The organism is Aminipila sp., from assembly GCF_032051575.1.
In the GTDB taxonomy this organism is placed as follows: domain Bacteria; phylum Bacillota; class Clostridia; order Peptostreptococcales; family Anaerovoracaceae; genus Aminipila.
In genome coordinates this window covers 45,226-69,357 of sequence record NZ_DAMBYD010000002.1, presented here as the reverse complement: position 1 = coordinate 69,357, position 24,132 = coordinate 45,226, and the positions used below count along the sequence as shown (strand labels likewise).

The 24,132-nt window shown below is 36.6% G+C and carries 26 protein-coding genes; 4 read left to right on the top strand and 22 right to left on the bottom strand.

Features of this window, described 5'->3' with window-relative positions; genetic code table 11:
- Positions 1–27: 27 nt before the first annotated feature.
- Together RTW14_RS02520 and RTW14_RS02515 are read right to left on the bottom strand one after the other, a co-directional pair.
- The gene (locus RTW14_RS02520; RefSeq protein WP_312648001.1) at positions 28–1,332 is read right to left on the bottom strand and encodes a CitMHS family transporter; all 1,305 of its coding nucleotides are present in this window, start codon (positions 1,330–1,332) and stop codon (positions 28–30) included.
- Positions 1,333–1,634: 302 nt separating this feature from the next.
- Positions 1,635–2,966, bottom strand: coding sequence for a sigma-54 interaction domain-containing protein (locus RTW14_RS02515; RefSeq protein ID WP_312648000.1), 1,332 nt, complete (start codon positions 2,964–2,966; stop codon positions 1,635–1,637).
- A gap of 157 nt (positions 2,967–3,123) precedes the next feature.
- Here RTW14_RS02515 and RTW14_RS02510 point away from each other — a divergent pair, with 157 nt between their 5' ends.
- Both RTW14_RS02510 and RTW14_RS02505 read left to right on the top strand, forming a co-directional pair.
- Entirely contained in the window at positions 3,124–3,519 is a 396-nt protein-coding gene (locus RTW14_RS02510) for a DUF134 domain-containing protein (protein WP_312647999.1), read from the top strand.
- A 55-nt stretch (positions 3,520–3,574) separates the two neighbouring features.
- On the top strand, positions 3,575–4,834 hold the full coding sequence (locus tag RTW14_RS02505; RefSeq protein ID WP_312647998.1) for a P-loop NTPase: 1,260 nt from the start codon (positions 3,575–3,577) through the stop codon (positions 4,832–4,834).
- 93 nt (positions 4,835–4,927) lie between these two features.
- Here RTW14_RS02505 and RTW14_RS02500 read toward each other — a convergent pair whose 3' ends face one another.
- The 8 genes from RTW14_RS02500 to RTW14_RS02465 all read right to left on the bottom strand — a co-directional run bounded on the left by RTW14_RS02500 (position 4,928) and on the right by RTW14_RS02465 (position 9,854).
- Positions 4,928–5,518 carry an HD-GYP domain-containing protein gene (locus RTW14_RS02500; protein ID WP_312647997.1) on the bottom strand — a complete coding sequence of 197 codons (591 nt, stop codon included), beginning with the start codon at positions 5,516–5,518 and terminating at the stop codon, positions 4,928–4,930.
- Positions 5,505–5,828 (bottom strand): DUF2325 domain-containing protein, encoded by a 324-nt coding sequence (locus tag RTW14_RS02495; protein ID WP_312647996.1) that lies wholly within the window; start codon positions 5,826–5,828, stop codon positions 5,505–5,507. The genes RTW14_RS02500 and RTW14_RS02495 overlap by 14 nt, the downstream gene beginning before the upstream one ends.
- 15 nt (positions 5,829–5,843) lie before the next feature.
- Entirely contained in the window at positions 5,844–6,269 is a 426-nt protein-coding gene (locus tag RTW14_RS02490) for a flavodoxin (protein ID WP_312647994.1), read from the bottom strand.
- Between the two features lie 29 nt (positions 6,270–6,298).
- Positions 6,299–6,859 (bottom strand): DUF3793 family protein, encoded by a 561-nt coding sequence (locus RTW14_RS02485; RefSeq protein WP_312647993.1) that lies wholly within the window; start codon positions 6,857–6,859, stop codon positions 6,299–6,301.
- Between the two features lie 159 nt (positions 6,860–7,018).
- Positions 7,019–7,195, bottom strand: a complete 177-nt coding sequence (locus RTW14_RS02480) for a FeoB-associated Cys-rich membrane protein (RefSeq protein WP_312647991.1) — start codon at positions 7,193–7,195, stop codon at positions 7,019–7,021.
- A complete protein-coding gene (feoB, locus tag RTW14_RS02475; protein ID WP_312647989.1) occupies positions 7,177–9,324 on the bottom strand; it encodes a ferrous iron transport protein B in 2,148 nt (715 codons plus the stop codon). Before feoB ends, RTW14_RS02480 begins: the two co-directional genes overlap by 19 nt.
- Positions 9,325–9,362: 38 nt before the next feature.
- The gene (locus RTW14_RS02470; protein ID WP_312647987.1) at positions 9,363–9,587 is read right to left on the bottom strand and encodes a FeoA family protein; all 225 of its coding nucleotides are present in this window, start codon (positions 9,585–9,587) and stop codon (positions 9,363–9,365) included.
- 54 nt (positions 9,588–9,641) lie between these two features.
- On the bottom strand, positions 9,642–9,854 hold the full coding sequence (locus RTW14_RS02465; protein ID WP_312647985.1) for a FeoA family protein: 213 nt from the start codon (positions 9,852–9,854) through the stop codon (positions 9,642–9,644).
- Between the two features lie 285 nt (positions 9,855–10,139).
- On the opposite strand from RTW14_RS02465, the gene RTW14_RS02460 reads away from it, so the two are divergent.
- On the top strand, positions 10,140–11,357 hold the full coding sequence (locus RTW14_RS02460; RefSeq protein ID WP_312647983.1) for an EAL and HDOD domain-containing protein: 1,218 nt from the start codon (positions 10,140–10,142) through the stop codon (positions 11,355–11,357).
- 49 nt (positions 11,358–11,406) lie between these two features.
- On the opposite strand, the gene RTW14_RS02455 is transcribed toward RTW14_RS02460, so the two are convergent.
- Positions 11,407–11,976, bottom strand: a complete 570-nt coding sequence (locus tag RTW14_RS02455) for a Fe-S-containing hydro-lyase (RefSeq protein ID WP_312647981.1) — start codon at positions 11,974–11,976, stop codon at positions 11,407–11,409.
- A gap of 9 nt (positions 11,977–11,985) precedes the next feature.
- A complete protein-coding gene (locus tag RTW14_RS02450; protein WP_312647979.1) occupies positions 11,986–12,828 on the bottom strand; it encodes a fumarate hydratase in 843 nt (280 codons plus the stop codon).
- Positions 12,829–12,908: 80 nt separating this feature from the next.
- Here RTW14_RS02450 and spoIID point away from each other — a divergent pair, with 80 nt between their 5' ends.
- A complete protein-coding gene (gene spoIID / locus RTW14_RS02445) occupies positions 12,909–13,916 on the top strand; it encodes a stage II sporulation protein D (RefSeq protein ID WP_312647978.1) in 1,008 nt (335 codons plus the stop codon).
- Positions 13,917–14,012: 96 nt separating this feature from the next.
- Here spoIID and murA read toward each other — a convergent pair whose 3' ends face one another.
- From murA to RTW14_RS02395, 10 genes are all read right to left on the bottom strand, one after another.
- A complete protein-coding gene (gene murA, locus RTW14_RS02440) occupies positions 14,013–15,275 on the bottom strand; it encodes a UDP-N-acetylglucosamine 1-carboxyvinyltransferase (protein ID WP_312647977.1) in 1,263 nt (420 codons plus the stop codon).
- Between the two features lie 347 nt (positions 15,276–15,622).
- Positions 15,623–16,687 carry a type IV pilus twitching motility protein PilT gene (locus tag RTW14_RS02435; RefSeq protein WP_312647976.1) on the bottom strand — a complete coding sequence of 355 codons (1,065 nt, stop codon included), beginning with the start codon at positions 16,685–16,687 and terminating at the stop codon, positions 15,623–15,625.
- 27 nt (positions 16,688–16,714) lie between these two features.
- Positions 16,715–17,203, bottom strand: a complete 489-nt coding sequence (locus RTW14_RS02430; protein ID WP_312647975.1) for a hypothetical protein — start codon at positions 17,201–17,203, stop codon at positions 16,715–16,717.
- Positions 17,193–17,594 (bottom strand): hypothetical protein, encoded by a 402-nt coding sequence (locus RTW14_RS02425; RefSeq protein ID WP_312647973.1) that lies wholly within the window; start codon positions 17,592–17,594, stop codon positions 17,193–17,195. Before RTW14_RS02425 ends, RTW14_RS02430 begins: the two co-directional genes overlap by 11 nt.
- Positions 17,587–18,084, bottom strand: a complete 498-nt coding sequence (locus RTW14_RS02420; RefSeq protein WP_312647971.1) for a DUF4860 domain-containing protein — start codon at positions 18,082–18,084, stop codon at positions 17,587–17,589. Before RTW14_RS02420 ends, RTW14_RS02425 begins: the two co-directional genes overlap by 8 nt.
- A gap of 9 nt (positions 18,085–18,093) precedes the next feature.
- Positions 18,094–18,381 carry a hypothetical protein gene (locus RTW14_RS02415; RefSeq protein ID WP_312647970.1) on the bottom strand — a complete coding sequence of 96 codons (288 nt, stop codon included), beginning with the start codon at positions 18,379–18,381 and terminating at the stop codon, positions 18,094–18,096.
- A gap of 18 nt (positions 18,382–18,399) precedes the next feature.
- A complete protein-coding gene (locus RTW14_RS02410; protein WP_312647968.1) occupies positions 18,400–19,428 on the bottom strand; it encodes a type II secretion system F family protein in 1,029 nt (342 codons plus the stop codon).
- A gap of 74 nt (positions 19,429–19,502) precedes the next feature.
- Positions 19,503–20,462 carry a transglutaminase domain-containing protein gene (locus tag RTW14_RS02405; protein ID WP_312647965.1) on the bottom strand — a complete coding sequence of 320 codons (960 nt, stop codon included), beginning with the start codon at positions 20,460–20,462 and terminating at the stop codon, positions 19,503–19,505.
- Positions 20,463–20,503: 41 nt separating this feature from the next.
- Positions 20,504–21,718, bottom strand: a complete 1,215-nt coding sequence (locus tag RTW14_RS02400) for a BTAD domain-containing putative transcriptional regulator (RefSeq protein WP_312647964.1) — start codon at positions 21,716–21,718, stop codon at positions 20,504–20,506.
- Positions 21,719–21,845: 127 nt separating this feature from the next.
- Positions 21,846–24,132 (bottom strand): S-layer homology domain-containing protein (locus RTW14_RS02395; protein ID WP_312647963.1); only part of this gene is annotated, 2,287 nt, incomplete at its 5' end.

Genomic DNA, 24,132 nt, shown 5'->3' with positions numbered 1-24,132 from the left:
GCCAGACAGTACCAAATTATCTATCCCCTAAAATGCTATAGCTCCAGTTATAGCTGCAACGATTACTATTACAATAGATGCCCCCCATGCTAAAGGCAGAGTTTTTCTCTGATGCTCTGCAAGGTCAATTCCTGCGAGCCCTGTAAGCAAGAATGTTGCACCTGTAAGCGGGCTGATTGGGAATCCTAAAGTCATCTGACCTGCAATAGAGGCCCTTGCTACAGAAAGTGGATCTCCGCCCATCATATCTACTGCCTGAGATAGTACAGGTAGTACACCATAATAATAGGAATCCGGATCGAAAACTAAACTTAAAGGTACTCCCAATATACCAACTAAAATTGGAATGAATCCACCAAGGGATGCTGGAATAAATGTAACAATAGTCTGAGCAATTGCTGTAAGCATTCCTGAGCCCTGCATAATCCCAATAAATGAACCTGCCGCAAATAACATGGAAGCCATCATTAGCGCAGCTTTTGCATGAGCATCGACTCTTTCTTTCTGAATTTTCATATCAGGATAGTTTATAATTAGTGCAAGGGCAGTTCCAATCATAAATACTGCTGCTGGAGGTAAAATTGACTTAAGCATAACAAAAACTGCCAGCACAATTAAAATAAGATTTACAACAAATAATTTAGGTCTTTTTAAAGCTACATCTTCTGGAGTTTCTTCCTGGTCGAGTTCGTCTAAATCAATATCATTTAAAGTTTCACCCAGTCTTTTCTTTTCAGATTTTCCAAGAAACACTGCCATAACAAGAATTACAATGAAACCAACTGCCATTGGAATAAGCATTGGAATAAATACACCATTAATATCCGATTTCATAGCTGTTATAGCTCTTATGGTAGGGCCTCCCCAAGGAAGCATGTTCATAACACCTGCACCAAGTGCTACTAATGTTGCAAGCGTGGTGGCTTTCATCCCCAGCTTTTGATAAAGGGGTAATAATGCAGGAATTGCAATCAGGAAAGTTACTGCTCCTGAACCATCTAAATGAACAATTGCTGCAAGTAAGAAAGTTCCAATGCAAATCTTTACTGGATCCTTTCCTACCACTTTTAAAATTCCTTTTACAATCGGATCAAATGTGCCTGCATCTGACATAACTCCAAAGAATAAAATAGCAAAAATAAACATTACTCCGGTTGGAGCTATATTTTGTAAACCTTCTGTGATAAAAGTGCCTAACTGTGAACCCTGACCTGCGACTAGGCAGCCTATAATTGGTACAATAATAAGTGCAAGAAGTGTCTGTAGCTTTTTGGTCATAATTAATGTTAACATAATAACAATTGTTAAAAATCCAATCAGTGCTAATGACATAATCGTTCTCCTTTTCTTTTATAAAAATATTTCGCATAAAGATGTATTCATCCTGGCCATCGATGCTTCACCCTTATACTGTCATATATAGCAATTCATGTGCCAAGTTTAGTATTGTTGAAAAGCTCAGCATTTGACGTATTTTTTCTTTTCCCACGACTGTACTATTTCTAAAATTTTAGAATTTTCTATTACTATTTTTTATAAATCAATAGTCTATGACTATGCCTCTATTTGTTTCTAAAATTCTAGAAATAAATAAGCAATTTCTATAATTTTAGAAATTGCTTATTTATTCCTTGTTAATTATTTAATTTATTATAAAGTGTAGCTAATGAAATTCCTAATTTTTTTGCAATATTTTTTTTATCTTCTACTGTATCTCCATAAATATCCATAGCTTGTTTTATCTGCTCTTTTTCAAATATACGGATAGCCTCTGACAATGGCCTGAATTTATAATTTGATTTGTCAATAGTCGGAAGAACCGAAGGTGGTAAGTTAGAATCTCCTATTTCATTGTTACGGCAAACAACTGCACTATACTCTAATACATTGTTCAATTCTCTTACATTACCTGGCCAGTCATAAACATAAAGAGCCTGCTTTGCTTCTTCACTGATGGATAATTCTCTTTTTTGCTGAATGCCAAGCACCTTTAAATGTTTTTCCATAAGAGGAATTATGTCTTCTCTGCGCTCTCTAAGCGGCGGTAAAAATAGCGGAAAAGTAGAAATTCTATAATATAAATCCTTCCTAAACTTTTTTTCCTCTATATACTTCAGTAAATCAACGTTACAGGCGCAGATTATTCTTACATCTATATCTATTTCTGCCGTCCCCCCCACACGTCTAATCTTCTTTTCCTGAAGCACTCTAAGCAGCTTAGCCTGCAAAATATAATCCATTTCTGACACTTCATCCAGAAATATAGTCCCCTTTTCAGCGATTTCAAAGATTCCTGGTTTGCCATTTTTTTTAGCCCCAGTGAAAGCGCCTTCTTCATATCCAAAAAGTTCGCTTTCAAGGATGCTGCTATTTAAGGCCGCACAATTAATGGCTACAAAGGGGTATTCACTTCGTAAACTTTCATTGTGTATGGATTGGGCATACAGTTCTTTGCCACATCCACTTTCACCATGTATAAGTACTGGAATATCTGATTTTGCAAGTTTTCTAGCATCTTCAATACATTGAATAGATTTGGGACTTTCACATATAATATCCTTAAAGACATATCGTGTGCCATTTGTTTGTCTCATTCTTTCTTTTAAATCTGCCTGCTTTTTTTCCAGTTCCTTTAAAGTGTCCATGATAAATTTTGCATTTTTTAAATAGGTAACAGTTGAAACACCACCTTTTAGTTTTCCGTTGTCAAAAATGGGATAGATGTTTGCAAAATATTCTTCTCCCTTTTCTTCTCTGAAAACTACCTCCATGGGTTTTCCGTTTTTTAATGCTTCTGGCATTCTGGCACCTGGACGAATGTCAGTCAAAGATGCGCCCTTCACCTCTTCAAGTGTATGCCCAATAAAATTTCCATAGGCATTATTAAAATAAACTATTTTAATCTCATCATTCACAATAAGGACACCTTCGTCCATGGCATTTAAAACTGTTTCAAATTTAATCATGTAACAACCCTTTCTTTGTCTTTGCTACAATAATAACACTGTCCAACTATAGTATCAATTATTTGTTTTTACTTATTGACATCTGCTCAAAGAGTGTTATGATAAATCTAGTTGGCGACATATGTCGGAAACATCTTAAATTTAAAGGAGGTACATTATGCCTAGGCCGCGCAAGTTCAGACGTGTCTGCTGCATGCCTATAACTGAATGCTTTGGTCCCATTTGTTCTAATAAAAATATAAATGTGGATTGCGATTCTATGCCTCCAATAGATTGCCCACCAGTCCAAATGTCTGTCGATGAATATGAAACGATTCGACTTATGGACTTAGAAGGATGCACACAGGAGGAATGTGCCATACAAATGGGTATTGCACGCACCACTGTGCAGGGTATATATAATGGAGCACGAAAAAAACTAGCTGACTCCCTTGTTCATGGTAAAAGATTAATCATTACAGGCGGAGATTATATGCTCTGTGAGAATTTTGAGGCAGGTTGTGGACACGGTTGCAATAAAAAATGTCATCAAAGATGTCATTCAACCATTTAATGTTTTAATAATTTTTATAAAAATTAGAAAACTATAGATTAAAGGAGATAAAAATATGAGTGATTGTTCAAATGAATGTGGAAACTGTGGTTCAGATTGTGGAGACAGAACAGCTCCTCAGAGCTTCCTTGAAGAAGCCAACGAATTAAGCAGTGTAAAAAAAGTGATTGGAATTGTTAGTGGTAAAGGTGGTGTAGGAAAATCTTTAGTCACTTCTCTTCTTGCAGTTACTATGAATAGACGTGATTATTCTACTGCAATCCTTGATGCTGACATCACAGGCCCTTCTATACCAAAAGCTTTTGGTCTAAACGAAAAAGCTGTAGGCACAGAAGCTGGTATTCTGACTGTGGACTCTAAAACAGGTATCAGAACGATGTCTGTAAATTCACTACTTGAAGATGATACAGATCCTGTAGTCTGGAGAGGTCCTGTCATTGCTGGAACTGTAAAACAATTCTGGACAGATGTTATTTGGGGGGATGTAGACTTCATGTTTATTGATATGCCTCCAGGAACCGGCGATGTTCCTCTAACAGTATTTCAATCACTTCCTGTGGACGGAATTGTCATCGTTACTTCCCCTCAGGAATTAGTGTCTATGATTGTTGGTAAAGCTGTAAAAATGGCACAATTGATGAATGTACCTATCCTGGGTATAGTTGAAAACATGTCCTACTTTACATGTCCTGATTGTGGCAAACAATATCCTATTTTTGGTGAAAGCCACATTGATGAAGTTGCAAACGAATACAACATTAAGAACGTTTCAAGACTACCCATAAATCCTAAGCTGGCTGCTGCGGTTGATAAGGGAATGATTGAATTATTTGATGGAACTTGGCTAGACGGTTTAGCTGATTTCATTGAAAGCAGCCTGAATACAAAATTAGCCGTGCCTTACGAAAATGGACAGATATTTCAGCACTTTGGTCATTCTGAACAGTTTGAAATAATTGAAATTGAAAAAGGTAAAGTTGTAAAAAAGGATGTAGTTACTCCTGATTGTGGAGGTCACGGTGCATTAGCCGGTTTTCTTGCTGAAAACAATGTATCTACCTTAATTTGTGGAGGCATTGGCGGCGGTGCTATATCAGCTTTAGCAGAGGCTGGAATTAAAGTCGTTGCTGGAGTTTCTGGTGATATTGATGAACAGATAGATTTATTCCTGACTGGTAAACTTCAATCTACTGATGAACCTACTTGCGATCATCATGAACACGGTGAGGGCCATAGTTGTGGTGAACATGATCATAATCATCAAGGTGGACAGTGCGGAAGCCACGGTGGTGGATGCGGTGGTGGATGTCACTAATACGACTATAATATCAAGTTTATTATTACAAAAGCTTTCTATGATATATCAAACTATCATAGAAAGCTTTTTCAGATTTATGTTGCATAGTATTCATAACTCTTGCTGATTTATATATATTGGCTCTACTATTTTATCCCAATGTTCTACTACACATTGTACAATTTGTGGGTCATACAATTTTCCAGAGAATTTTGCCATTTCCCTTTTGCATTGTTCTGATGTTAAGGCTTTCCTATACACCCGGTTGCTCATCATTGCATCAATGGAATCACAGATTGCAATAATCCTTGCTCCCCATGGAATATCAGATTTTTTCAGCCCTGATGGGTAGCCTCCTCCATCCCAGCGTTCATGGTGGTGTAATACAATTTCTGCTAGCGGCTGCAATGTTTTGGACTTGCTTAAAATATCAGCTCCAATTTGAGGATGCATTTTTATATACGACCATTCTTCGTCATTGAGCTTATCTGGTTTTGAGAGGATAGCATCTGGAATTCCTATTTTTCCAATATCATGTACATGTGCTGCCATGTGAATATTTTCATAATCTTCTTCTGCCATACCTAAGCAAATGCAAGCTTGCTCAGTCATATCACTTACTCGTCTTGAATGATTTGCTGTATATTGGTCTCTAGCCTCCAGAGCTGCTACAATACTGTCTACTAAATCATGATAAATCACAGTTTAACATCTCACATTCCTGACAATTTCCACTACAGTGATATTCCAACGCTTTTTTTAATGCACATGAACTGCTGCTATGACAGCGTATCACGTCTGAATTACATCTTAGTGCCTCTTGAACTGCACTGTTTACCAGCTTATGTGAAACAGTATTTGTAAATAAGATTACTAAATCAGGAGTCCCTATTTTTCGTTTAAAGTCTGTTGTCATTTTAGCAAAGACCTTTGCTTTGTACCCAAATTCTTTACAAATCCCTTTATACTGTGTAACCATTCTTTCGTTACCGCCTACTATTACTACACTCATATTTTATCCTTTTACTTACTTAACTAAATTTGCACCATAGTTTTTACAATTTTCTATTCCCGATTCATCAGGGGTTTCATTTATAATCAAATAACCCTCTGGTAACAATGCTCCTGCCTGAAGCAGATCTTGTTCCCAGTTTCTCATCCATTCGCCATCCCCCCAGCCATAAGAACCAAAAACTCCAACAGTTTTCTCATTTAATTTATTTCGACAGTCATTATATACTGGTTCAAACTCAGTTTCTTCCAAAACTTCTGCTCCCATAGACGGGCAGCCAAAAGCAACAATATCAAAAGTGTCGATATTATTGCTGACAAATTCATTTACATTATACAATGTAACATCTGCACCTGCTGACTTTGCACCATGGAAAACAGCTTCTGCCATCTTCTCTGTATTCCCTGTTCCACTCCAATAAATGATCGCCATTTTCTTCATATGAATTTACCTTCCCTTTCTCTCATACGTTAACATGCAACTGTAAGCTTTTTAATGCTTGCTCCCTGCCTACACATTTTTTTATAAGCGGCCTTACACTTATCAAATTTTGCAAACATTAAAATTGCTTTTTCTTCTTCCTCATAAACTTTCCAATAGCCGCAGTGCCTACAATTTTTTCCTTGATTTTTAATAAATCCCATTACATCTTGAACTGGGTAGCTTAAAAACAATCCAATTTCGTGTGGAAATTTGTTTTTTATTTTATCTACGTTCATTCTAATGCGTAAATTCTGTATTGTTTCGTCAATACTATCTGGCTTATATCCCTTCTTTTCTAAAAAGCTTCTTGCTATTGGACATGATAAATCACATGCAAGCCGGTTTTTCCTATATACATAAAGTAATAAGCTTTTTTCTCTTTTTACTAAAATTTCTATATTAACCCCTCTTAATTCTAACGTATGGCTTAATATTCTTATTTCCCTTTTCGCCTGTTCTAAGTTATTAAATCTATAGTTTACAATTTCTCCTGTTTTTAAGTTTGCCAGTGTTGGTGCACATTGTTCAATAATCAATTTTTCCAGCATATTAAAAACCCCCTTTAAAATATATTTTGCTCATACCTTATTTCCTGAATCGGCTCAAGTTAGCCATAGCTAACTTATTTCCATTTTTTAGGGTGACAAACGCATGCCACCCTTTCATTTCATCAATTTTGATAATTTCTATGTTCTTTGTATGTTTACTTATTCATGTTTATGAGTCTCTTTGCTGTTACAGCAACTACACCCGTCTTCTTTACCATAGCTGCCGCAGCCACTACACCCTGCACACTTTCCAGCTTTTGCATTTCTGATTAAGTGTCTTGTAGCAAAGAAAACCAAAACAACTAATATTCCACTCACTATGATTGTTGACAGCATACCTTCAACCTTCTTTCTTTAGGCATTGGTCTTACTAGTAAAAATATCATTAGTATTAGTAATGCTATAGCCACAACTGTGCCTGCCCCAAAAGTAAGACCTCCAAATATTATACCACCCAGCTGATTAATTATCAAAGCCGTCACATAAGCAAGAACTGTCTGGTATCCTATCGCAAACCAAGTCCATCTTGCACTATTCATTTCCCTTCTGATTGCACCAATTGCGGCAAAGCATGGAGCACAAAGCAAGTTAAACACTAAGAAGGATAATGCAGCTGAACCATAAGGGAACATTATAGTAAGCTGGGCAAGAAGTCCTGTGTCATCTTCTGCTACATCGCCACCTAGCCCAAGTAACACGCCAAATGTTCCTACCACATTTTCTTTAGCAACAAGACCTGTCAAAGTTGCAACTGTTGCCTGCCAGTTTCCAAATCCAAGAGGTGCGAAGATTGGTGCTACAAAAGAACCAATTACAGCAAGCAGGCTTTTGTTCTGCTCTACCATACCAAAGCTGCCAGATGTAAAACCAAAATTAGATAAGAACCAGATAGCTGCACAAGCCACGAATATTACAGTACCTGCTTTTATAATAAATGATTTTCCTCTTTCCCACATGTGAATCCAAACACCTTTAGGCGCAGGCATATGATACTGAGGTAGTTCCATTACGAAAGGGGCTGTATCTCCAGCAAACATTTTAGTTTTCTTAAGTGTTATTCCTGAAAATATTACTGCACCAATTCCCATAAAATACATCGCCGGAGCAATCCAGATTATATTGGGGAACATAGCTCCTCCAATTAGCGCAATAACAGGCAGCTTGGCACCACACGGAATAAACGTAGTCGTCATAATAGTCATTCGACGATCTTTCTCATTTTCAATGGTTTTAGTAGCCATAATTCCCGGCACACCACATCCAGAGCTTACTAAAAGTGGTATGAAACTCTTTCCTGAAAGACCAAACCTTCTAAATATCCTATCCATTATAAACGCAACTCTTGCCATATATCCACAATCTTCTAGGATAGATAAGAAGAAGAATAAGATAAACATCTGTGGTACGAATCCGAGAACAGCACCTACACCGCCAATTACACCGTCAACAACTAAACTTTGAAGCCATTCCGCAGTACCTGCATTATCCATAAGTGCTGAAACTCCACCTTGTATGTATTCACCAAACAGTACATCATTTGTCCAATCTGTCACAATAGTACCTAGCCATGAGACCGATACATAATAAACAATAAACATTGCTACCGCAAATATAGGTAGTGCCAGCCATCTATTGGTAACAATCTGGTCAATTTTATCAGAAGTCGTAAGTCCTTTTTGTTTTTTCTTTAATGCTCCATTAACAACATCTCCGATAAAGTTGTATCTTTCGTTTGCGATTATGCTCTCACTATCATCGTCCATTAGATTTTCAAGTTTTGTAATTATGTCATCAATTTTTATTGCAGTATCTTCGGTCAACTTAAATTCTTTAGCAATCTCTTCATCATGTTCAAATAACTTAATTGCATACCATCTTAGATGCTCTGGTGTTGTTACATCTTTTATGAGATGTTCAATTGCTTCAATTGACGCTTCTATGTTTTTATCAAATTTGTGGTTCTTTATTCGGTTAGTTGTAGCTAACTCTATGGCGCAATTAACTAATTCATTGCAGCCTTCACCCTTAAGTGCAGAAGTCTCCATTACAGGACACCCTAATTTTTCTGCAAGTTTCTTTATATCAATTTTATCTCCATTTTTTCTAACCAGGTCCATCATGTTTATGCCCAAAACAACAGGAATTCCAAGTTCAAGAAGCTGTGTTGTTAAATATAAATTTCTTTCCAGATTAGTTCCATCCACTAAATTTAATATTACACTTGGGGTTTCCTTTATTAAATAGTTTCTAGTTACAACTTCTTCCAAAGTATATGGAGAAAGTGAATAAACCCCTGGAAGGTCAGTAATTGTGACATTCTTATTTCCTCTAAATTTTCCTTCTTTCTTTTCTACTGTAACTCCAGGCCAGTTGCCAACATACTGGCTTGAACCAGTCAAATCGTTAAAAATTGTAGTCTTACCACAATTAGGATTGCCCGCCAAGGCTATCGTAATATTCTTCATGCTTTACCTCCTATTTTCAATTAGTGTGAAAGTAATATTTATTGTTGAACAATTATATTTTCCGCTTCGCTTTTTCTAATTGAAAGTTCATATCCTCTAACTGTTATTTCAATTGGGTCACCTAAAGGTGCAACTTTTCTTACATAAATTTCAGCTCCCCTTGTAATGCCCATGTCCATAATTCTTCTTTTCAGTGCTCCCTCGCCTTGCAGCTTTTGTACAATTGCTGTTTCACCGCACTTCACTTCTTTTAAATTTTTCATAGCTCCTCCAATTTATTTAAATGACAGATTTAATACCTATCCGTTTATATCTATTTAATTTATAAGAATTCTTGATGCCATTGTTTTGCTTATGGCTACCCTTGCATCTTTAACATTTACAATAACATTTCCTCCAAGTTCAGAGATTACCATTACCCGTGTTCCCTCAACAAATCCTAAATTTTCAAGAAAACGTTTTGTATTGTCCCTGCCTCTAATCGTGGAAACCGTCACCTGTGTTCCTGGTCTTGTCATCGTTAATGGCATAATGTTACCTCCTCATGTTAGACTAAGCTAACCTTAATGTTTAAAAGTAAGCTTACGCTAACCGCAAGCTTTAAAAAATAGTTAGCTTTTGCTAACTTCATTTATGAGTTTACCATAGCTAACTTCTTCTGTCAACACTTTATAATATTTTATTTATTATAATTTGTTCCTTTTAGTGGAAAATATCCTTGCTTTATTTTTCCTACTAGTAATGGTATAATTAGGAAATCAGTATTAGCTTTGATTTTTCGATTTAAATAGACTTCTATTAGAAATGAGGGTTCTATGCTTATATATATTGCAAGACAACCTATTTTTGATCAACTAAAAGATGTTGTTGCGTATGAACTATTATATAGAGATCCAGAAACACAAACCGCCAATATAAAAGATGCTGATGCTGCCACAAACTCTGTACTTATGGGGAGCACACTAGTAGCAACTTTTGAAAAACTTGTAGATGGCAAGCGGGCTTTTATAAACTTCACAAAAAATCTGATTAATGATGGTACTCCACTTCTTTTTTCAAAGGATTATATGACTATAGAGATTTTAGAAGATATCATCCCAGATGATGAGTTTATGCAACGGCTTCTTGAATTAAAAGAAAAGGGCTATACCCTGGCTTTAGATGATTTTACGATAAATTATGCTTACCCCGAGGTCATCGACATCGTTGATATAATAAAAGTAGATTTTTTACTCACAACTCCCGCTGATCAAATAAAAATCATCAAAAAATATAAAAGACCCGGTTTAAAATTTTTAGCAGAGAAAGTGGAAACGTCCAAGGATTTTGACCGTGCCAAATCTGTTGGTTATGATTATTTTCAAGGCTACTACTTTTCAAAACCTTCGATTTTTAAATACAAAGATATAAATAGTATAGGAACCAGTCATTTTGAAATAATTAAGGTACTGAACAGCCCATATCCTAATTATACAAGCCTTTCTTCTATAGTTGAAAAAGACGTTTCTTTAACCTATAAGCTGTTCAAATTTGCTAATTCACCTATATATGGAGGCATTGAACAAATCAGTACCGTACGTAAAGCTCTTGTGCGTTTAGGCTTTTCTAACATACGTAAGTGGATGTATTTAATTGTGCTTCGTTGTATGTCTTCTGGTCAAAGCGATGAAGTAGTATGTGTATCACTTCAAAGAGCTAAAATGCTTGAAATGATTGCACCTAGCTGTGGCCTCGGTGAAAGGGCTCCGGAATGCTTTTTAGTTGGATTATTCTCTATGTTGGATATTCTTATGAATAAGCCACTTGAAAAAGTCCTGGAAGACCTTCCATTACCCATTGAAACAAAGGAAGCGATTCTTTATAGAGATAATATTTTAGGGCGCCCTTTAAAGCTTACTTTAGCTTATGAGAAAGGTGATTGGAATGAAGTTGAAAGATTGTGCAGATTATTAAAACTAAAACCTATGAACATCTTGTCTACTTATATCGACTCCGTCAAATGGGCTTCTGAAATAATTAAATATACTAATTAAAATTAGTAATCCTTGTCATATCATAAAAGGTGTCCTTATTGGACACCTTTTATGATTCTAAATATTCTTTAGGGCCTATTTCATATAGGTTATTGCCCTTGCTGTCAATTACCACTATAGCAGGAAAATCTACAATTTCTAATTTTCTCACAGCCTCTGCACCTAAATCTTCAAAGGCTATTACTTCCGCCTTAACGATACTTCTAGCTATCAGTGCCCCTGCGCCGCCAATTGCTGCAAAGTATATGGCTCCATTTCTTACAATCGCATCAAACACATCCCTGGATCTTTGACCTTTGCCTATCATAGCTGCTTGTCCCAAGTCTAAAAATCTGGGAGCATAGGAGTCCATCCTGTAACTGGTAGTGGGTCCTGCAGCCCCAATGACATTTCCTGGCTTTTCAGGAGTCGGTCCCACATAGTATATAATTGAACCCTCTAAATTAAACGGTAAATCTTCTCCCTGATCTAGCATTTCTGTTAGTCTCTTATGCGCTGCATCACGTGCCGTATAAATAGTGCCTGAAATCAAAACACTATCCCCAGCCTTCAGCTGTCCCAATTTATCCTTGGTAAATGGAAATTCAATTTTCTTAATTTGTGATTTTATTTCTGTCATACGGCCCTCCTATAAAATTCTCTCTTCATGCCTGGAAACATGACAGTTAATATTTACGGCAACGGGCATCCCTGCAATATGAGTAGGGAAAGTCTTTATTTTAACTGACAATGCGGTAGTTTTCCCGCCTAACCCTTGCGGCCCTATCCCCAGGTCATTTATTCTTGTAAGCAGTTCTTCCTCCATCTCCCTGTAATACTCCTCTTCATTTTCTTTATCAAAAGGTATTAGTAATGCTTCTTTTGCCATAAGAGCTGCACGGTCAAAGGTTCCTCCTATACCTACTCCTACAACAATCGGAGGACAGGGATTTGCCCCTGCATCTTTTACCACCTGAACAATAAAATCTTTAACACCTGCTTCTCCCGCTGCAGGAGGAAACATTTTTATCTGGCTCATATTTTCAGATCCAAAACCTTTTGGGGCAAAAATTATTTTAACCTTATCCCCTGCCACAATGTCATAATGAATGTGTGCCGGCGTATTATCCCCTGTATTTCCTCTCCTAATCGGATCCCTGACTACAGATTTTCTTAAATACCCCTCTGTATATCCTTTTTTTACACCTTCATTTACAGCATCCTCGATGTTTCCACCTATGAGATGTACATCCTGCCCTATTTCGAGAAAAACACATGCCATTCCGGTGTCCTGACATAATGGAAAAACACCTTCTTGGGCAATTTTTATGTTCTCTTCAATATTTTTTAATATATCTTTTGCAACTGGCCATTTTTCACTACGGCTGCAGTCTGTTATTCTTTTGCATACATCACTGCTTAAATTATGATTCGTAGCAATTGCCATTTCTGCAATGGCTTTTGTAATCTGGGAAACATTTATTTCTCTCATCACTATGACTCCTTATACTTTTTGGTAGGCATACTTTGTCCTTTTCGTTAATATAATAAACTAAATTGAGAGGATTTACTATGAGAATAACGAAAAAAACTATTTTATATATTATTATTACAGAGCTATTTTTGTTTATTATACTGCCATCTATACTACTAGGCATAAATGGTAATTTTCACAAAGCTCCGGACTCTAAGTCACCTGCACCTGAAATATTCACAAATAAAATTCAGACCCCTGAATACATAAATGTTTATCGTCACACCTATGGAGTGACCGAATCGATTCCCTTTGAAGACTACGTAAAAGGTGTTGTTGCTGGGGAAATGCCATCCAACTTCGAACCCGAAGCTCTAAAAGCCCAAGCCGTAGCCGCAAGAACTTATTCACTTTCGAAAATAACCCGCTCCGGACAGGGCGGTAATCCACCTGCACATCCTGACGCACCTCTTTGTGATGATACACATTGTCAGGTATATCGCAGTGTATATGAGCTTAAATCCCTAAAGGGTGACCAGTGGATAAATGAAGACTGGAAGAAAATATGTGATGCAGTAGATTCAACAAAAGGCGAATTAATGTATTATAATGGCCAGCTTGCAGAGCAGGCACTTTTCCACTCCTCCAGTGGAGGTCATACTGAAAATTCAGAAGATGTTTTTGCCTCAGCAGTACCTTATTTAAGAAGTGTAGACAGCCCATATGAAGAAGGAGCAACGCACCAGCAAGAGACAAAACATTTTTCTGCAAAAGACTTTGCTTACTTACTAAATTTAAAGTATCCCGGCAGAAATCTCTCATCACCAATAAACAACATTGCAGTCATTTCAAAAAGTACAGGAGGCCGTGTTGAAAATATAAAAATAAACAATTCCACCTATAACGGTAGAGAATTACGTGATGCATTGGGATTGTCCTCTGCAAATTTTCAAGCTTCAATTAATGGAAGTACGATTACCATAACCAGCAATGGTTTTGGTCATGGTGTAGGTATGAGTCAATATGGTGCTAATGGAATGGCTCAAAAAGGCTCCAACTATAAACAAATTTTAGAGCATTACTATACAGGAGTAAAAGTTTATTAGAAAAGACGTGGCTTCACACTCCGTTATATAAAAAACGGTTGATATTTGAGCATTTTCATAAAATGTTCAAAATATCAACCGTTGACAAACAAATTTTTATTCTTCAACTCTTATGATAGTTGCACCAATTCCTCTAAATTTCTCCACAAATTTCTCATATCCTCTTTCAATATGATAAATTTCGGAAATCTCAGTAGTTCCTTCAGCCGTTAACCCAGCTAAAACTAATGCAGCACCTGCCCTTAAATCCGTAGAAATAACCTGGGCTCCCTGTAGAAGTTTTTCGCCCTGTATCACTGCACTCCTACCTTCAATTTTTATATTTGCACCCATTCTGTTCAGCTCACCCACATGCATATATCTGTTTTCAAATACAGTTTCAATAACTATGCTTGAGCCTTTTACTGTTGCCAGAAGAGACATAAACTGCGACTGCATATCTGTTGGAAATCCTGGATAAGGCAATGTCTTTATATCTGTAGCGGTAAGAGGTGCTATATCCCCTCTTACAATCATACCTTCATCTGTAATTTCAACAGCAGCACCACATTCTTTTAGTTTAGCAATTATCGGTTTTACATGATCAGGTACTACATTTCTAATCAGTACATTGCCCCTTGTAATTGCAGCCGCTACCATAAAGGTTCCCGTTTCAATTCTATCCGGTATAACAGAGTGTTTTGCTCCATGAAGAGCGGAAACTCCCTCTATTTTAATTGTATCCGTACCTGCACCTTTAATGCGGGCACCCATTCTATTCAAAAAGTTAGCTAAATCTACAATTTCTGGTTCTTCTGCTACATTTTCCAAAATGGTGATTCCCTCAGCCAATACTGCTGCCATCATAATATTTTCTGTTGCACCCACGCTTGGAAAATCTAAATAAACATTATTTCCCATAAGCTTGTCCGCAACAGCTTCAACATACCCATGTCCCTCAATAATCTGCGCACCAAGAGCCTGAAATCCTTTTAGGTGCAAATCTATCGGCCTTGCACCAATAGCACATCCTCCTGGAAGTGCTATTCTAGCCTTTCCAGTCCTTGCTAAAAGAGGACCCATTACTAGTATAGATGCTCTCATCTTCTTAACCAGCTCATAAGGAGCTTCGTTAGTTATTACATCGTTTGTTTCTATTTCAAGCTTATTTTCACTATATTGTTCTTTAACCTTTGAGCCCAAACTTCTAAGCAGCTTACACATTACATCTACATCTCTCAGTGCTGGAACCTCTGTCAGTTCACAAGCTTCACCACTCAAAATGGCAGCTGCCATAATAGGAAGAACGGCGTTTTTAGAGCCACTAATGATAACTTCACCACTAAGCGGACCACTTTTTTGAACTAAATATTTAGCCAACTTTCCCTCCAAATAAATCTATTTATATCTATTATTATATTCACTAATTTCCTATCAAATTTCTATGTATACTCATGTATGCTAAGCGTTTTAGCCAAAAATTTATTTTCCAAAGCACACCTTAAATATTATATCATTTTTTTTCTGATTTACAAGAAGAATAATTATACAATTTAATAATCGCCGCAAACAAGTTTTTCCATCTAGTAAAACTATGGCAACTAAGTACCACACAAATAAAGAAAGAAGCTGCTAATTTATGCTAAAGGGGGACAAAACATACTTTTTAATAGCCTCTTTCTTTACAGAATTAGTATTAACAATTTGGCTATTAAATAATCATAATATTATGCTCTTTCCATTCTCTTTTCTAAAAATTCCCGATTCGTACTATAGGTCAATGCTACGTCTTTGCTTATATGCCCTGTCTTATATAAATTTAGTAAACTACTGTCCATAGAAATCATGCCCTCTTCTTGACCAGAAGATATAACCGAGTCAATCTGATGATTCTTTCTTTCCCGAATCATGTTTCGAATGGCATTATTGAGAAACATCAGCTCAAATGCAGGAATAGTAGTTTCGTCAACAGTAGGAAGTAATTGTTGAGAAATAACAGCCTGAAGAACCATAGACAATTGTATTCTTATCTGATTCTGCTGGTTTTCCGGAAATGCATCTATTATTCGATCAATCGTATTTGCCGCTCCTATGGTATGTAATGTAGAAATAACTAAATGGCCCGTCTCGGCGGCTGTCATAGCTGTACGAATCGTTTCATAATCCCTAAGTTCTCCTAATAAAATTACATCTGGGGCCTGTCTAAGTGCAGCTCTCAATGCCGAAACATAATCCTCTGTATCTGTGCAAATTTCTCTCTGGGTTACTATACTTTTTTGATGTTTATGAAGATATTCAATCGGATCTTCCAGGGTTATAACATGGGCATTTCTAGTTTTATTTATTTGATCTATTATGCATGCTAGTGTAGTACTCTTACCACTACCCGCAGAACCAGTAACAAGTACCAGTCCTTTTTTCATTTCTGCCACGTTTATAACTGTCTTAGGAATATGTAGTTCATTAAAATCAGGTAAATCAAAAGTTACAACCCTTATAACTGCTGCCAAAGAACCTCTCTGCTTAAATATGCTGGCACGAAATCTGGATAACCCCTGGACCGAAAAGGAAAAATCATCATCTCCTGACCGGTTTACTTTCTCCATCGATCTACTTTTTGACAGATTATATATCTGTGAAATAATATCAGCCAAATCATCAGGGAGTAAGATTTCACCCTCGTGAGGATAAATCTTTCCATTAATCTTTAATGAAAAACCTACGCCTGGAATTAGGAAAATATCTGATGCATTTTTTTCAACCGCTATTTGTAATATTTTTAAAGCCTTCATATTCTCTTCTCCATTCAACCCTAAATACTAAATGCCGCTCCAAACTGGCATATTATTATCAACTTCATAATCCACTTTATTTTGAATAATCCAAGATGTTACTTTATAATTTTGCTTTCCTTCTGCAATTTCCTCATAATTGTTTACTCGTAGTTGTATAAAAAGAAACTGCTGTGAACCTGCATCAATAGTATAACTGATACTACTATCCTCTTCATTAAATGCTTCTTTAAATGACCGCTTCATAAGTTCTCTAAATTGATCCTTATTTGGCGCTTGACCTGCCAGATTAATTATCTTCCTGTTGATATCCTTCTTTAAAGCTTCACCTTTACAGTCTGCTTCATAGTATGTCTTAACGCTTTTTTCATTCTTGGCAGCCAGAGCATAATCAGCCTTTGCACTGGCCAAAGAAAGAGTACTGAAAACTACAAGACATAACACTGTAAAGATTAATAAAAGTGAGCTGGTACCAATCTGAATTCTTTGCTTACTCGATGTACTTTTACTCTTCATTTTGTACCTCTCCAGGCAAATACTTCTTTATTGATAGAGTGCAAATTTCCTTTTCACTACTTTTTGTATTATATACATAGATATCTGCCTGTAACATATCCACCTGCACTTTATCTTTCACTCTCACCGTATACTTATTTTTACATTCCTTATTCATTTTATCAACTGCAATGTTTATCTCTTCCCTGCTTGGATAGTCCATGGATTTAATAGTTTCAGCCATACTTTGTGCTAAAAGCAAAGTTTCGTTTAATTCATGTCCTTCTTTACTTATCCCATCTGCCTTTACAAAGGCATTTATGCATAATGCTGCACATAAAGCAAAAAACATTACAACACAAATAAACTCCATAAGAAATATTTGAGATTTAGATGAATTTCCATTACTCATAATCATCCACCTCACTTCGCAATGACAAAAGTAAATAATTTGCGTTGTCTCCTAAGGTATCCACCCTTAAAAGGTTATCATCTATCCTTTCAAAAGACATTCCCTGCAGTTCCATAATGTCTATTCCATCGTTTAATGTCAGTCCACTGCCATCTTTGCAAAATAGTTCTTTTAGTTTACCGCCTTTACAATATATGAAAGTGTTATAGACTTCTCCATCATATGCTTCAACAAGCTTCAAAGTTGATACACCTTCCAATTGTTCTACTACTATCATACCAGCTTTGTCATTTTGCTTGACCTTATTGGAAATATAGGATAATGCCGTAGTACTGCTGAAATTTTCATTCATTCGTTCTCCTATATTATCATAAATTCTTGCACCAAATAAAATCGTAAATAGTGCACTTATGCCAAGGGAAAATAATAACACCATTGTAAACAAAAACTGTACGGATTGTCCTTTATTATAATTTCCTTTACTATTCATAAATTTCTCCTATAACTGACAAACCGTAATATCGGGCATCATGTTTGATGCAAATCCTTCATAAAACACTGAATATTTGTCTGTATCAATCTGAACTCCATAATTATCAACCAAATACTCCACTGAAGAAGGATATCTGCCTTCTATGGCGTAACATTGTACAGAGGCCCTCTGAATTGCCCGCTGCAATGTAGCGGCCCCTTCGGAGGTAGACTTTTGTGAAATTCCATCGATAGCAAATATAAATATCGTCACCACACATATAAAAGCGACTATTGATAAAACATAATTTTTCATACCTATTCCTATCTTTTGCTAACCTATAGATGCCATAATCCCCACAAGAGGCATCATTACAGATAATAATATCAATCCTACAATTATTGCTAAAACCACTACCATTGTAGGTTCAAATCTCGCTATAAGGCTGTCAATGACTAAATCCACTTCACCTTCATATTTTTTCGATAGCTCATCAAAAACCACATCGGATTTTCCTGAACGGCTTCCCACTTTGATCATTTGCATATCCATACCTTTAAAAATACCCGTTCCCTTTAAGGCATCATACAGTGGGGTTCCAAGTTCCATCTGCTTCTTGCAGTCCTGAAGCTTTTCTTGGATCTTTTTTTGTGATATCAGTTTTATTGCCATTTCCATACCTGCATCGATTTCCAAGCCACTTTTGATTGAAATCGCTAAAACAGCTGTGATTCTCCTTTTTGCTAAGGTTATTGCAATACTGCTTTTTTCCTTTACACTTTCCAGCAGGTGTTCCGCCCATAACATTTTATGGCCCCTCTTTGACGAAATAACTATGCCTGCAGAAATCACAACTAAAAGTAATATGGCTCCTATAGCAGTGCCACTTAGAATAGTACCTATCTGTACAGCATGTTTAGTTATTGGTGAAAGTTGTGCACCCAGCTGTTCATAGACCTCTTCAAAAATTGGCATGACCTTAGTGAGAAGTACAAACAAAACCACCATTAACATAGATACCATAATAAGTGGATATGTGACAGCATTTTTAATGGTCTGGGCTAATATGCTTTCTTTTTCGTAATACTGTGCAAGAGATCTCATAACCGTATCCAGAGTCCCTGTCTCTTGGCCAATCTGAGCCATTTCTATCAAATATTCAGGAAAAAGTCCTGTTTTTCGTATGGCTACAGCTAAAGATGCCCCAAGTTCAACATCTTCTGACATTTTCAAAAGCATGTTCTTTCCCGTTTGATTATCTGCATCTTCGGCAAGTACTGCCAGCCCAGCATCAATAGAAATTCCTGCCTCCAATAAAAAAGCTATCTGCATACAAAATGATGACAATTCATTTGCTTTCATTTTTACTCCTTCATTTACTACTTACACCTAGAAAAGGGCAAATATTTCTATCTGCCCTAAAACCATTTCTATTATTAGTAAGCATACTTTGCAGTATAATTACTTGAATCCCCTATATACTTCATGATGGATTCACTCTTCTTCCCAGAGGAAGCAAAAGTAGGGTCCATTAACTGCCACTTCTTGCCATCAAAGAAAATCATACCATCAATCCAGCCTGACTCAGGTGTATAAACATTTATCCATGCGTGATACACATTGCCAGTATACCCTACAACAAGTTTGCAAGGAATGTTCTGTGAACGAAGCATAGTTGCCATAACGGAAGCATAATCAAAACAAATACCTTTCTTTGCTGCAAGAACAGCATCCACGTTTGGAAGATATCCTGATTGAACATTAGCAGCTTTTACTTTATCGTAAGTTAAAGCCCCAACAGTGTAATCATATACTAGCTGTACCTTTTCTAAATCATCATTAGTAGACTTTGTGACCTCAATACCCTTTTTAACGGCATCGCTGCTGGCATTAAAATTAACATACTGATTTGGATATAGAAATGGTAAATACTGATTAGCCAGTTTTACATTTAAATCCTTGCTAAAAGCTTGCGAATACTTAGCACCTGAAACATTTTCAAAAACCTTTAGCGAATAACTTCCATCCCCATCAGTAAGAGGAAATACCTCATAAGCATCTCTTGCATTTAAATTATATGTATATGTAGTTCCTGAACTTTTAACGATTTGTACCTTAAGTTTCTGATTTTTTCCGCTATACTTAATCATAATATAGCCTTGATTAATATTGGAGGCATCTACAATAACGCCATTTCCTTTATATGTAGTTGTGCCTGGAGCTGAAGGTTCCAATACTTTTACCCCAGAATTTGCTAAAGGCACCTGTTCATCTGCAATTACTACCTCTTCAGAAGCATTTTGTGCATTACCGTTGCTAGTTTGTCCACATCCCGCCATTATAGGTGCTATACAAAGAACACCAATTAACGATAAGGTTATAATCTTTTTTTTCACCGTTGCCACCACCTTTGTTGAACGTCTCCTTTATATTTTAATTAAAACAATTTCGGATCTAATGGTTGTAATTTATAATGCATAACTACAACTTTACTCACTTTATTTTTCTTGTATACATTTTCTATTCGTCCCGCTACCATACACCCATTTTCATATGAAATGTCTGGAAGCATTACAACAAATTGTGAATTGCTATACCTGGAAAACAAATCGCACTTACGAAGTGTTTTCCCTATGGAAGTTTTCAAGGTATCCATAGCCTCAGCCAAATACTCGGTTGATGGAATTTCATCCTGATTATCTGTTAATGTACAAAGCATTATATAAATGGACTCTCCTGTACGATTTACTCGTCTGGCTATAAACCTATATATATCTTTAAAGATTTGATATTCACAAAAATAACTGCACTCAGCATGACCGCCTTCATTCAAATCTTCTTTAATTGCAACCAAATCGGTTTCTACGCTTTTCAAAGTTTTTATAATGTCCCTATACAGGCTTCTCAACTCTTTTGATGGATTAACGCCAAGTTCATCATAAAGACGAGTTGTTATAGTCTCATATGCAGCAAGGGCTTCCTTATGTCTTCCTATTTTTGTTAGGCAATGAATATAAATTTTATAAATATCTTCATTATAAGCATCAATGTTTATAGCTTTTTCACATATCTCTACCATCGGTTCATAAGACTCTTTTTTCTCTAAGAGCTGGTATAAGCATATGACGCTGTCTATAAACAATCTATGGTAATATGTAGTAGCGTTTACTGCCCATTCATCGTAAGCCGCATGTGGTAAGAATTTACCCTTATAGATAGAAATTGCCTGAAAATAGAACTCAATGGCTTTGTCAGAATCATAAAATACTTTTCTCGCTTTATTATAAGCCTCAATGAACTCATCCGTATCTATAACGCAATCTAAATCATTATTCCAACTATAAATGCCTCCAGTTTGTATAACATAGTTTTCTTTAGGCAGTCCACTTTCTGCAAGTACACACCTTAATCTATATACTAAATTCTTTACAGCCTTTACCGGTTCACTGCTTCTGTCATCACCACACAAAATCTCAGGAAGTTCCTGTGCTCCAAGTTTTCTATCATGATTGGCAAGCAGATATCCAAGTAAGGTCCAGACCTTATGAATCTTTCCCTGGTTCTCAATCATAATTTTACCATCATACTCAAGCGCAAATCTACCCAACATATAAATTTTAAGTTGCTTATCACTTTGTGTTGTCTTTTCCATCACTAAACTCTATACCTTCATTTCCTTTACTTGTAGAAAACAAAATCGTATAAATATTAAATATTTATACGATTTCATTATATAACAATGTTTATTAAAACACAATTAATTTGGATACTTTTGCTAACTACTCATTCCAAGTTTTATCGCTTAAAATTTCCGTCCATTTTTCCATATCACTCATGTTTTTTCTATCAGCATACTTATGATTATTTGTAGCTTCAATTACCTGATAATAGTACCAAGCATTTTCCTTATTATCAGGGAATACTTTGTAGCCATTCATTAATCCAGCTGCATCTACTCTTCTTTCAAGAACTTTGTTTATAAGAGTCATGGCTTCTGCTCTTGTAATATACTGATCTGGCTTAAAGGTTCCATCTTCATATCCATTAATCCAGCCCTTCTTAGCTGCAGAATTAATATAAGATTTCGCCCAGTGATTTGAAACATCGCTAAACTGATTGTCAGTAGTTTGTTCAAGGGAATCGAATCTGGAAGCAATTGCAGCAAATTCTGCCCTTGTAATTGGTCTCGTTGCTCCAAATGTTCCATTTTCATAACCTGTTAAAACTTTTCCGTTTGCAAGAGTAGCAATAGAATTTAATGACCATCTGTTACTTGCAATATCACTGAAATTCTCATTTTGTGAGAAATACATTGCCCTTGAAGGCTCTGTAAGCAATCTGTAGAAGATGGTTGCTACTTCTTCTCTTGTAATATTATTTAGCGGCTTAACATTTCCATCCTGATATCCCTTAACATAATTGAAGTGATCCGTTTTGTTAAGTTCCATAGTTCCAGCTAGTGGAACAGCTTCATCATTGATGGTTGTTGTATTATTATTATTGTTGTTGTTATTATGATGGTGGCTGCCGCCTGATCCACCGCTGCTATTTACAGTTAATACACCCGTCAGCTTTGTAATTTCATAGTTGAAAGTAACATCATTACCTTCAGAATCTTTCATCACTACTGCAGAGATTGCACTTGCTGTTGAGCCAACTTGAATTTGACCTCCAGTAACCGTTACTGCAATGCTCTGTCCTGTTACGATTGCTCCTGCTGAAATAGCATAACTTGTTGTAGTTAATGCAGTACCATCGTAAGTTTTACTTGTGCTGCCAGCTATTAAAGTAATTGGTCTTGCTGTAATATTTACAATAGCACTTCCTGTTACATCATTGTATCCAAACTTCTTCACAGTATATTCTACAACATGTTTACCCACATTTCTGAACGCATTATCATTGCCATCGATAAATATTGGCTCAGCACCTTGTGGTAAATCTAGCTTAATACCATGGATTTCTCCATCATAAATGCCTTCGTAACCTTCTGCTTTCACTTCACTACTCATATCTAGCTGCTTAATCACAAGTTTGCCTTCAGCATACTTGATATCGTAGTTTCCTGTGAATGTTCCGATTTGTGCATTGGACACTGTTGTTGTATATTCTCCTGGATCGGTCTGACCTTCACTTACTGTTACGCTGGTGATTGTCTGGCCTTCTGCTAATGTTCCACCTGTGATATCATATCCAGGTGCTTCTACATTCAGCTTTTCTCCTGTCCAGTCCAGAGTTGCACTCTTCGCTGCCAGTGTAACTGGTCTTGCTGTAAGCTTTATGGTCTTGCTTCCTGTCACGTTGGCATATCCCGGTTTGCTTACTGTGTAGCCTACTGTTAATTCTCCTACATTTGTTAGGGAGTTTTCTACACTGTATTCAATCTTTGCTCCTGATGGTGCATCTACTTTTATTCCATGCGCTGTTCCATCATAAACACCTTCGTAACCTTCTGCTTTCACCTTACTACTCATATCTAGCTGCTTAATCACAAGTTTGCCTTCAGCATACTTGATATCGTAGTTTCCTGTGAATGTTCCGATTTGTGCATTGGACACTGTTGTTGTATATTCTCCTGGATCGGTCTGACCTTCACTTACTGTTACGCTGGTGATTGTCTGGCCTTCTGCTAATGTTCCACCTGTGATATCATATCCAGGTGCTTCTACATTCAGCTTTTCTCCTGTCCAGTCCAGAGTTGCACTCTTCGCTGCCAGTGTAACTGGTCTTGCTGTTACTGTTAATGTTCCAAACTTTTCAAAAACAGTATAGTTATTAAGCAAATCTGCATCACCATTTACTACCGCCACATTTGATATGCTTCCAGCATCTGTAATTGTACCTTTTGCTGTAGCTGTTATCTTTCCTTCATCTACTGCAGCCAATCCTTTTACTACTGCTGTTGATGCAGTTAATGGTTTTCCATCATATACTCTTTCCAAGCTTCCTGATTCTACTGTTATAGGTTGCTTTGCTATCTTAACATCAGCAGACCCTTCAACAGTCTTATAACCTTTCATTGAAACTCGGTACTGTACTGTTTTACTATCCATTGCATTTGTATAC

What these genes read in the sequence shown, in the direction of transcription:
- RTW14_RS02520 (WP_312648001.1), bottom strand. Translation starts at nt 1,332, where the DNA reads ATGTCATTAGCACTGATTGGATTTTTAACAATTGTTATTATGTTAACA.
- RTW14_RS02515 (WP_312648000.1), bottom strand. Translation starts at nt 2,966, where the DNA reads ATGATTAAATTTGAAACAGTTTTAAATGCCATGGACGAAGGTGTCCTT.
- RTW14_RS02510 (WP_312647999.1), top strand. Translation starts at nt 3,124, where the DNA reads ATGCCTAGGCCGCGCAAGTTCAGACGTGTCTGCTGCATGCCTATAACT.
- RTW14_RS02505 (WP_312647998.1), top strand. Translation starts at nt 3,575, where the DNA reads ATGAGTGATTGTTCAAATGAATGTGGAAACTGTGGTTCAGATTGTGGA.
- RTW14_RS02495 (WP_312647996.1), bottom strand. Translation starts at nt 5,828, where the DNA reads ATGAGTGTAGTAATAGTAGGCGGTAACGAAAGAATGGTTACACAGTAT.
- RTW14_RS02490 (WP_312647994.1), bottom strand. Translation starts at nt 6,269, where the DNA reads ATGAAGAAAATGGCGATCATTTATTGGAGTGGAACAGGGAATACAGAG.
- RTW14_RS02485 (WP_312647993.1), bottom strand. Translation starts at nt 6,859, where the DNA reads ATGCTGGAAAAATTGATTATTGAACAATGTGCACCAACACTGGCAAAC.
- RTW14_RS02480 (WP_312647991.1), bottom strand. Translation starts at nt 7,195, where the DNA reads ATGCTGTCAACAATCATAGTGAGTGGAATATTAGTTGTTTTGGTTTTC.
- feoB (WP_312647989.1), bottom strand. Translation starts at nt 9,324, where the DNA reads ATGAAGAATATTACGATAGCCTTGGCGGGCAATCCTAATTGTGGTAAG.
- RTW14_RS02470 (WP_312647987.1), bottom strand. Translation starts at nt 9,587, where the DNA reads ATGAAAAATTTAAAAGAAGTGAAGTGCGGTGAAACAGCAATTGTACAA.
- RTW14_RS02465 (WP_312647985.1), bottom strand. Translation starts at nt 9,854, where the DNA reads ATGCCATTAACGATGACAAGACCAGGAACACAGGTGACGGTTTCCACG.
- RTW14_RS02460 (WP_312647983.1), top strand. Translation starts at nt 10,140, where the DNA reads ATGCTTATATATATTGCAAGACAACCTATTTTTGATCAACTAAAAGAT.
- RTW14_RS02455 (WP_312647981.1), bottom strand. Translation starts at nt 11,976, where the DNA reads ATGACAGAAATAAAATCACAAATTAAGAAAATTGAATTTCCATTTACC.
- RTW14_RS02450 (WP_312647979.1), bottom strand. Translation starts at nt 12,828, where the DNA reads ATGAGAGAAATAAATGTTTCCCAGATTACAAAAGCCATTGCAGAAATG.
- spoIID (WP_312647978.1), top strand. Translation starts at nt 12,909, where the DNA reads ATGAGAATAACGAAAAAAACTATTTTATATATTATTATTACAGAGCTA.
- RTW14_RS02435 (WP_312647976.1), bottom strand. Translation starts at nt 16,687, where the DNA reads ATGAAGGCTTTAAAAATATTACAAATAGCGGTTGAAAAAAATGCATCA.
- RTW14_RS02430 (WP_312647975.1), bottom strand. Translation starts at nt 17,203, where the DNA reads ATGAAGAGTAAAAGTACATCGAGTAAGCAAAGAATTCAGATTGGTACC.
- RTW14_RS02425 (WP_312647973.1), bottom strand. Translation starts at nt 17,594, where the DNA reads ATGAGTAATGGAAATTCATCTAAATCTCAAATATTTCTTATGGAGTTT.
- RTW14_RS02420 (WP_312647971.1), bottom strand. Translation starts at nt 18,084, where the DNA reads ATGAATAGTAAAGGAAATTATAATAAAGGACAATCCGTACAGTTTTTG.
- RTW14_RS02415 (WP_312647970.1), bottom strand. Translation starts at nt 18,381, where the DNA reads ATGAAAAATTATGTTTTATCAATAGTCGCTTTTATATGTGTGGTGACG.
- RTW14_RS02410 (WP_312647968.1), bottom strand. Translation starts at nt 19,428, where the DNA reads ATGAAAGCAAATGAATTGTCATCATTTTGTATGCAGATAGCTTTTTTA.
- RTW14_RS02400 (WP_312647964.1), bottom strand. Translation starts at nt 21,718, where the DNA reads ATGGAAAAGACAACACAAAGTGATAAGCAACTTAAAATTTATATGTTG.